At 74.1% G+C, this 9295-nt stretch carries 6 protein-coding genes; 2 read left to right on the forward strand and 4 right to left on the reverse strand.

Annotated elements, in window-relative coordinates; translation table 11 throughout:
• Positions 1-103 precede the first annotated feature (103 nt).
• Positions 104-1732, reverse strand: a complete 1629-nt coding sequence (gene pruA / locus ACIQOV_RS13420; protein WP_401048251.1) for an L-glutamate gamma-semialdehyde dehydrogenase — start codon at positions 1730-1732, stop codon at positions 104-106.
• A gap of 401 nt (positions 1733-2133) precedes the next feature.
• On the opposite strand from pruA, the gene ACIQOV_RS13425 reads away from it, so the two are divergent.
• Positions 2134-3777 (forward strand): PucR family transcriptional regulator, encoded by a 1644-nt coding sequence (locus ACIQOV_RS13425; RefSeq protein ID WP_401048252.1) that lies wholly within the window; start codon positions 2134-2136, stop codon positions 3775-3777.
• Here the strand turns inward: ACIQOV_RS13425 and ACIQOV_RS13430 are convergent.
• Both ACIQOV_RS13430 and ACIQOV_RS13435 read right to left on the reverse strand, forming a co-directional pair.
• Positions 3765-5255: an alkaline phosphatase PhoX gene (locus ACIQOV_RS13430; RefSeq protein WP_401048254.1), complete on the reverse strand. Its 1491-nt coding sequence runs from the start codon at positions 5253-5255 to the stop codon at positions 3765-3767. The genes ACIQOV_RS13425 and ACIQOV_RS13430 overlap by 13 nt on opposite strands.
• Positions 5256-5458: 203 nt before the next feature.
• Complete coding sequence (locus ACIQOV_RS13435) at positions 5459-6844, reverse strand: hypothetical protein (RefSeq protein WP_401048257.1); 1386 nt, start codon at positions 6842-6844, stop codon at positions 5459-5461.
• A 136-nt stretch (positions 6845-6980) separates the two neighbouring features.
• Here ACIQOV_RS13435 and ACIQOV_RS13440 point away from each other — a divergent pair, with 136 nt between their 5' ends.
• Entirely contained in the window at positions 6981-7484 is a 504-nt protein-coding gene (locus ACIQOV_RS13440; protein WP_401048259.1) for a VOC family protein, read from the forward strand.
• A gap of 40 nt (positions 7485-7524) precedes the next feature.
• Here the strand turns inward: ACIQOV_RS13440 and ACIQOV_RS13445 are convergent, their stop codons facing one another.
• On the reverse strand, positions 7525-9153 hold the full coding sequence (locus ACIQOV_RS13445) for a hypothetical protein (protein WP_401048262.1): 1629 nt from the start codon (positions 9151-9153) through the stop codon (positions 7525-7527).
• Positions 9154-9295: the final 142 nt, after the last annotated feature.

Here is a 9295-nt window from a genome sequence, read left to right on the forward strand (position 1 = left end):
GTGGGCCCCGCCGCCCCGGCGGGCGGCGCCCGGCTGCGGGACCGGGCGTCGCGGGTGACCGGTGGCTACTGGACGAGCCGTACGATCAGCGGCACGGGGCTGGTCAGCCCATGTGCGGGTAGCGGTAGTCCGTCGGCGGGACGAAGGTCTCCTTGACCGAGCGGGTGGAGGTCCAGCGCGCCAGGTTCTGCTTGGCGCCCGCCTTGTCGTTGGTGCCCGAGGCCCGGCCGCCACCGAAGGGCTGCTGGCCGACGACGGCGCCGGTCGGCTTGTCGTTGATGTAGAAGTTGCCGGCCGCGAAGCGCAGCTTGTGCATCGCGTCCTGGGCCGCGGCGCGGTCCTGGGAGATGATCGAGCCGGTCAGGCCGTAGGGGGACACCGACTCCATCTGGGCCAGCATCTCCTCGTACTTCTCGTCCTCGTAGACGTGCACGGCCAGGATCGGGCCGAAGTACTCGTCCTTGAAGTACTCGCTCGCCGGGTCCTGGCAGACCAGGACGGTCGGGCGCACGAAGTAGCCCACCGAGTCGTCGTAGGTGCCGCCGGCGAGGACCTCGACCTGCGGGTCGGCCTGGGCGCGGTCGATGGCTGCCTTGTTCTTGGCGAAGGAGCGGTCGTCGATGACGGCCGACATGAAGTTGCTCAGGTCGCTGACGTCGCCCATGGTGAGGCCCTCGACCTCGGCGGCGAACTCGTCCTTGAGGCCGGCCCAGATCGACGCCGGGACGTAGGCCCGCGACAGCGCCGAGCACTTCTGGCCCTGGAACTCGAAGGCGCCGCGGGTCATCGCGGTCTTCAGGACCTTCGGGTCGGCGGACGGGTGGGCGACCAGGAAGTCCTTGCCGCCGGTCTCGCCGACGATCCGCGGGTAGGTGCGGTAGCCGGCGATGTTGTTGCCGACCTCGCGCCACAGGTGCTGGAAGGTGGCGGTGGAGCCGGTGAAGTGGATGCCGGCCAGCGCCGGGTGCTTGAGCGCGACCTCGGAGACGGCCAGGCCGTCGCCGGTGACCATGTTGATGACGCCCTTGGGCAGGCCGGCCTCCTCCAGCAGCTGCATCAGCAGGTGCGCGGAGAACTGCTGGGTCGGGGAGGGCTTCCACAGCACCACGTTGCCCATCAGCGCGGGCGCGGTCGGCAGGTTGCCGGCGATCGCGGTGAAGTTGAACGGGGTGATCGCGTAGACGAAGCCCTCCAGCGGGCGGTGGTCGCTGCGGTTCCACACGCCTTCCGAGGAGATCGGCTGCTCGGCCAGGATCTGGCGGGCGAAGTGCACGTTGAAGCGCAGGAAGTCGACCAGCTCGCAGGGGGTGTCGATCTCGGCCTGCTGGGCGGTCTTGGACTGGCCGAGCATGGTGGCGGCGGCCAGGGTCTCGCGCCAGGGGCCGGCCAGCAGGTCGGCGGCCCTGAGGAAGATCGCGGCGCGCGAGTCGAAGGAGAGCGCCTGCCAGGCCGGGGCAGCGGCCAGGGCAGTGTCGATGGCGTCCTGCGCGTCGGCCTGGGTGGCGTTGCGCAGGGTGCCGAGCCGAGCCGCGTGGTTGTGCGGCTGGACGACGTGGATCTCGGTGCCGCCGCCCATCCGGCGCTCACCGTTGATCGTCATGGTCAGCTGGACCGGCTCCTGGCCGCCCAGCTCCTTCAGCTTGGCCTCCAGGCGAGCCCGTTCCGGGCTCCCGGGGGCGTAGCTGTGGACCGGCTCGTTCACCGGCGCGGGGACCTGGGTCACAGCGTCCATAGAGCGCACGCTCTCCTTCGTTCAGTGCGGGGGGACTGCCGGCGCGGGTTGCACGCCGACCACAGCACGAACGCTATTCCTGGCCACCGGGCCACTTGATTGGCCGCGCGGCTAAATTCCCCCGTACGGCGTTGTCCGGCCCGACGAACCTGGTCACGCCGCGGTCACGAATCGTCCCCTCCCACCCCATGGTTCACACCTCCGTGCACCACCGGCTCACGCTCCTGGCCCCGGCCACCGGCTCGCACTCCGGCGCTCGGCCGCCGAACGGTGCGCGGACGGCGCACCCGGTGCGCCGGCGGGGTCACGGACGGCCTTCCGCCCGACGACAGCCCCGAACTCTGTCCGCCCGGCTAAAATCGACCGCGAAACGTTGTCCGGGCGGATGAAGGAGGACCGGCGTGACCACCTCCGGCCTGCCGCTCCGTCAACTCCTGATGTCCCTCGGCGAACCGCTGGTCGAACTGCAGGCCGCCCCGCAGGGCCTGGACGTCGCGGTGCGCGACGTCGCCATCCTCGACCCGGAGGACCCGCCGACCGCCGCCCCCGGCGAACTCGTCCTCGCGATCGGCGCCCGCGGCCGCGCCGCCCTGCCCGCCCTGCGCGCGGCCGGCCGGGCCGGGGCCGCCGCCGTCGCGGTCAAGCTGGACGGCCCCGGCCAGGCCGACGCGCTGCGCGAGGCCGCCACCGACGCGGGCGTCGCCCTGCTCTCGGTGCGCCGCGAGACCCGCTGGGAGCACCTCGACTCGCTCGCCCGGGCGATCATCGCCGGCCCGGACGCCCCGGACACCCCCGGCTCCCCCGAACCCAACGCCGGCGACCTCTTCTCCCTCGCCCAGACCGTCGCCGTGCTCACCAACGGCATCGTCTCGATCGAGGACACCTCCAGCCGGGTGCTGGCCTACTCCCGGTCCTCCGACTCCGACGAGGTCGACGACCTGCGCCGGCTGTCCATCCTCGGCTGGCAGGGCCCGGAGCCGTACCTCTCCAAGCTCCGCGAGTGGGGGATCTTCCAGCACCTGCGCAGCTCGGACGCCCCGATCGCGGTCGAGCCGCACCCCGAGCTGGGCCTGCGCCGCCGCCTGGCGGTCGGCATCCGGGCCGGGGCGCAGCCGCTCGGCACCATCTGGGTGCAGGAGGGCGCCCAGCCGCTGGCCCCGCTGGCCGAGCAGTCCCTGGTCGGCGCCGCCCGGGTCGCGGCCGCCCAGCTGGTGCGCCGCCGCCGGGAGCTGTCCGCCGACGTCCGGCTCACCCAGACCCTGCTCACCGGCCTGCTGGAGGGCTCCACCGGCCCCCAGTCGCTCGCCACCCACCTCGGCCTGGACCTGCGCCGCCCGGCCACCGTGCTGGCCTACAGCGCGCGCACCACGGACGCGCTGCACCGCTCCGACGTCACCGGCCTGATCTCGGTGCACACCGCGGCCCGGCACCGCACCGCGCTGCTCGCCCCGATCGAGTCCCGGGTGTACGTGCTGCTGCCCGAGCTGCCGCCCGGCCTGCCGATGACCACCGTGCGCGACTGGGCCTCCGAGGTGGTGACGGCCGCCCGCGAGCACCTGGGCGTCCCGCTGCGCGCCGCGATCGGCTCGACCGTCGACGGCCTGGCCCAGGTGCCCGACTCCCGCGCGCAGGCGGACCGGATCCTGGACGCGATGGGCCGCGGCGGGGTGGACCTCGACGTCGCGGCGCTGATCGACGTCCAGGCGGAGGTGCTGGTCAGCGAGATGCTGGCGCTGCTCCAGGAACGCTCCGGCCTGCGCGACCCGCGGCTGACCGCGCTCACCGCGTACGACCGCCGGCACGGCACCCGGCTCGCCGAGTCGGTGCTGGCCTGGCTGGACGCGCTCGGCGAGGTCCGGGTGGCCGCGGACGCCCTGCACATCCACCCCAACACCCTGCGCTACCGGGTCCGCCGGGCCGAGCAGCTGACCGGCATCGACCTCGCCCAGCCGCAGCAGCGCCTGCTGGCCATGCTGCAACTGCGACTGCCCGCGGACGAGTGGTCCGCGGGCAGCCCTTCACACTCGGAGGGTCACTCGCCGTAGCCCTGGCCGCGCTTGTGCTCGTTCAGCCGGCGCCACGGGCCGCTGATGGCCAGCTGGATGCCCGGGGTCTGGATGTTGGCGAAGAGGGTCTTGCCGTCGTCCGAGAAGGTCACCCCGGTGAACTCGCTGAACTCGGGCTTCTCGGCGGTGCCGATGTTCAGCTCGTTGCGGGCGATCGGGAAGACCAGGCCCTCCTCGGTGGCGCCGAACAGGTGCGAGACGCCCTCGCCGTCCTCGCAGATCACGATGCCGCCGTACGGCGACACGGTGATGTTGTCCGGGCCGTCGAAGTTGTCGTGGTCGCCCCAGACGTCGGTGTTGACGCCCAGCAGGACCTTCAGGGTGATGGTGCGGCGGGCCGGGTTGTAGAACCAGACCTGGCCGTCGTGCTGGAGCGGGCTCTCCGAGCGGGCGAAGCTGGAGACGAAGTAGAAGCCGCCGTCACCCCACCACATGCCCTCCAGCTTCCGGGCGCGGGTGACCTCGCCGTCCTTGAACTGCTTGCGCACCGAGACGGTCCTGGCGTCGCGGTCCGCGACCTTGACCCAGTCCACGCCGTAGGTGGTGCCGACCGCGGTGGCGCGGGAGAGGTCGTCGATGAACTTGCCCTGCGCGTCGAAGACCTTGAAGGCCTCCAGCACACCGGCGTCGGCGGCCAGCCGGCGCAGCTTGTAGCGGCCGTGCTGGAAGCCGGCCGGCGGGGTCCAGCGGAACAGCAGGCCGTTCGGGTTCGAGGCGTCCTCGGTCAGGTAGACCTGGCCGCGCTTGGGGTCCACCACGACGGCCTCGTGGGCGTAGCGGCCGAAGGCCTTGACCGGCTGCGGGTCGCGGTTGTAGTCGTCGTCGAACGGGTCGACCTCGAAGATGTAGCCGTGGTCCTTGGTGAAGCCGTTCTTGCCGGCCTTGTCCTCGGTCTCCTCGCCGGACAGCCAGGTGCCCCACGGGGTCACGCCGCCGGCGCAGTTGGTGGCGGTGCCCGCGATGCCGACCCACTGCTCGACCGAGCCGTCCCGCTTGGCGTGCACGATGGTGCAGCCGCCGGCCGCGCCCGGGTCGTAGACGTGGCCCTCGGTCAGCGGCACCGGGTGCGGCCAGTTGGCGCGGGCGCCGGCCAGCTCGTGGTTGACGACCATGTAGTTGCCGCCGCGCTCGTCCTCGAAGGCGGAGGTGCCGTCGTGGTTGCTCGGGGTGAACTCGCCGGTGCGCAGCTTGGTGACGCCGGCCCGGTTGAGGACCTTGTACGAGAAGCCCTTCGGCAGGGACAGCAGGCCGCCCGGGTCCTGGACCAGCGGGCCGTAGCCGACGGCGGTGCCGGCGGCCGAGTTGGTCCCGGCGGCCGCGGCGACCGGGGCCTCGCCGCCGACCGGGGCGGCGATCGCGCCCGGGGCGCTGGCCAGCGCCTCGGCGCTGCCGGCGATCAGCACGCCGGCCCCGACGAGGGTGGAACGGTTGACGAAGTCCCGGCGGGACAGCGACATGGCAGCAACTCCTGAGGATGAGCGGGGGCGTCGGTGCGGGATGCCGACGCCCAGCAGGCTCCGCCGGACGGGTGAACCCGGCATGACGTCCACCTCACGCCCAGGCGGCCATTTGCCGACCGATGACCTTCACATGACCTCGGCTTTACGCCGGTCCCCGTCGGAGGGGCGCTCCGTCGGACGCCGCTCGGGCCGACAGCCCGTCAGTGCCGCGCCGCCCGCCACTGCTCCCAGGCCGCCAGCCACAGCTGCTCGGACAGCCGCTGCTCCTCCCACACGCCCGCCCCGCCGCCGCCCGGCCGCTCCCGCCACAGCTGCGCCCAGGCCCGCTGCGCCGGCAGGCTCGCCACCTCGCTCGCGAACACCGTGTACCGGACCACCTCCTCGACGGCCGCCTCGCCCTCCGCCGTACCGACCAGCCAGTGCGTCTGCTGGGACAGCCGGTTGAGGTGGTTCACCATCGAGGTCACCGCCGCCGCGGCCTCCTCCCGGGTCTCGGTGGCCAGCCGCATCTGCTGGCGCACCGCCGTCTCCCAGCGCACCGCGCCGACGTCCCCGCGCAGCCCGCGCGGCAGCCGCGGCGTGCGCCCGACCCGCACCTGCGCCTCGATCGCGGCGGACTCGGCGACGGTCTGCGCGATCAGCGCCCGGTGCGCCTCCATCCCGACGGCGGGCGGCAGTTCGCGTTCCTCGACCGGCACGTGGCGGGCCCGCCGGGCGGCCAGGTCGCGCAGCAGTCCGGTGCGTCCGCGCAGGCAGCGCTCGAAGTCGCCGATCGAGCCGAGCTCCACCGCGCCGGGGGCCACCCCGCGCCCGCAGACCGTCACGGTCAGCCCGCCGACCCGCAGTCGCCCGGCCCACACCGCCTCCGGCCCGGGCGCCGCCGGGGCGCCGGGCTCCGGCACCGGCCGGTCCTCGTGCACCTCCACCGCGCAGGGCTCGCCGTCGACCGTGATCCACGCGCGCAACGCCCGTACCCGGCCCGGCCCGTCGCCCTCGTCGATGCCCAACTGCTCGTAGACGCGGTCCCGTTCGTCCTCGACCAGGTCCTCCAGCTCGGGCAGCCGCTCGCCCCGGTCGGCGCCCGGCCGGTAGGTGCGCACGGTGACGTACGGGCCGGCCGCCGAGCGCCAGTCACCGCACTGGACCTCGACCCAGCGCAGCTCGCCGCCGGAGGTCTCGAAGGCGGCCAGCGCCTCACCGTCCACCGCGTCATCGGCCGCCGCGTCACCGGTCCGCACGTCACCGGCCGCCGGTTCACCGGTCCGCACGTCTCCGGCCATCGTTCGACCGGCGACCACGCCGTACACCGGGAAGTCGGCCGCCGCCAGGGTCCGGCGGGAGAAAGCCTCCTGATCGGCGAACGGGTCGACGGGCCGGCCGGCGGTCCGGTCCACGGGCGGTTCGGCCGCCCGGCCCGACGGCCGGTCGGCGGGCTGCTCCGCGGTCCGGTCCGCGCCGCGCTCCGCGGGCCGACCGGCGAAACGGTCCTCCCGGACCGGCCGGTCCGGAGCCGGGACGGACCCCGAGGGCCCGGTGTTCCGCTTCTGGTGCCTGCCGCCGTTCTCCCGCATCATCCTGTGCCGCACCCCCGATTCCTCGCACCCGCACCACTGACGCCACCTTACGTGCCCGCAGCTGCCGGGTCATCAGCTCCGCCTCCGGACGGGGGTGGTGGCCGTGTCAGGACGCCCGGTTGTCAGCGGCCCTCCCTAACCTGGCGGCATGACAGCACAGAACGAGGCAGCACAGAACGGGGCGGCGCACGACGGCGCCGCCCAGGACCGGACCCGGCAGGGCGCCTTCCCCGCCCGGATCAGCATCGTCACCCTCGGGGTGACCGACCTCGACCGCAGCGCCCGCTTCTACGAGTCGCTCGGCTGGAAGCGCTCCGCCGCCTCCAGCCCGGAGATCGTCTGGTTCCGCACCGCCGACTCGGCGCTCGGGCTCTTCCCCACCGAGGAACTGGCCGCCGACGCGGGCGTGCCCGCCGCCGGCGAGCCCTCCTTCCGCGGCGTCACCCTCGCGGTGAACCTGGAGTCCCCCGCCCTGGTGGACACCGCGCTGCGGACGGCGGTGGAGGCCGGCGCCGTGGTGGTCAAGCCGCCGGTCCCGACCGACTGGGGCGGCTACTCCGGCTACTTCGAGGACCCGGACGGCCACCTCTGGGAGCTGGCCCACAACCCGTTCTTCCCCTTCACCGAGGACGGCTCGCTGGACCTTCCGTGACCCGGGCCCGGTTCGGCGCACTCCGTGAAGGCCGGGAGGCTCAGCTCCTGGAGCGCGCCTTGAAGGCGGCCTTGCGCGCCTCCTTGGCCACCGCCCGGTCCGGGTGCAGCTCCCCGATCGCCTCCAGGACGTCCGCCGTGTACGGGTGGTCGACCCGCCACAGCTCGCCGAACCACCCGGCCGGATCGCCGTTCACCGGCAGGTCGGTGATCAGTTCGCGGAGCAGTTCGGCGTCCCCGCCGTTGTCCAGCAGCTGGGCGGCGAAGGTGTCGACCACCGTCCACAGCGCCATCGCCCGGTCCGGCACCGGCACGTCCGTCGCGCCCTGCGCGGCCAGCCAGGCCCGCGCCGCGCCACCCAGCTCCGGGTCGTCCATGGCCTCCCGGACGGCCGGCTCCGCGTCCGGCCCGAGCAGGTTGAGCGCCGAGACGCAGAGCATCCGGCGCAGCGGGCCGTAGCCGTCGGTGCCGCGCGCCGCCGCGAGCAGCTCGCGCGCCGCCGCCACCGGCTCCCGGTCGGCGGTCCACACCCGCAGCTCCTCCTCCGGCAGCACGTTGGCGGACTCGCACACCCCGCGCAGCAGCTCGGCCGCGTTCCCCCGGGCCAGGTCGCCGACCAGCGGGGCGTCGTAGCCGTCCTCCAGCAACCACTGGCGGATGCCGTACTGGCCGAGCGGGGTGAGCCGGACCAGCCCGAAGCGGGCCGACTCCTCCTCGTCCAGCGGCTCCTCGCCGACCGCGGCGGACTCCTCGCCGTCCTCCTCGTCGAACAGCTCGGGGTCGATCGGGCGGTAGTCCAGCAGGCCGAGCTCGGCGAGGTCGCCCAGCATCGGGTCCAGCGCGACCATCACGTCCGTGATGTCGCCGAGCAGCTCCTCGCTGGGCTCCTCGCCCTCCGGGACGACCAGCAGCGCGGCCAGCACGCCCAGCGGCACGGTCTCGTTGCCCGGCTCGGCGAAGGCGGTGGTCTCGTAGAGCACCTGCAGGGCCTCGTCCAGCAGCTCGGCGGCCTCGTCGCGGGCCTCCTCGACCTCGGAGAGCCCGTCCTCGTCCTCCTCCTCGTCCGCGCCGTCCCCGGCCGGTTCCGCCGATCCCTCGGCCCCCTCCGGGACGGAGTCCGCCTCGACGGCCAGCTCCCGGACGATCCCGGCGGCGGTCAGCCACAGCTCCAGGACGGTCTCCGGGTCGCCCTGCTCGGCGGGTTCCAGGTCCGGGCCCGGGACGGCGACGTGCTCGCCGTCCGCGGTCGTGCCGAGCTCCACCAGGTCCAGGTCGCAGGCCAGCGACCAGGCCCGCAGTGCCTCGACCTCGGCCTCCTCGGGCACCTCGCCCTCGGCCGGGGCCAGGCCCAGCAGCCGGGCCGCGGGTGCCCGGTCCGCCTCGACCAGGTCGCCGAACTCGTCCACTTCCCGGTGCGGGGCGGCCCAGCGGGCCAGCGCCAGCGCGTACCCGAACATCGGTACGGCCTTCGCCTGCTCGGCCAGCTCCCGCTCGGCGGGCAGCTTCACCGGCGGGACCAGGACGGCCGCGTCGTCCAGGTCCTCGTCGTCCAGCCCGTGCGCGGCGAACGCCCCGTAGAGGTCCTGGAGCTCCAGGTCCGCGGGCAGCACCGCCTCTGCCGCGCCCTCCCCCGCCGAAGCCCCGGTGTTCTTGCGACGTCGTCCGGCCATCGTTGTGCGCTCTCCCTCAGCCAGCGGTCAGCCCAACAGCGCCGCGTACCGATCCATCACCTCAGCGTATAGGCCGGGCACCCCCGATGCCCGGCCGTACGGGGCGCACCCAGGGGCGCGCGCCACGGACGTGCGCCCACCC

Source organism: Kitasatospora sp. NPDC091257 (assembly GCF_044757675.1).
GTDB lineage: Bacteria > Actinomycetota > Actinomycetes > Streptomycetales > Streptomycetaceae > Kitasatospora > Kitasatospora lactacystinica.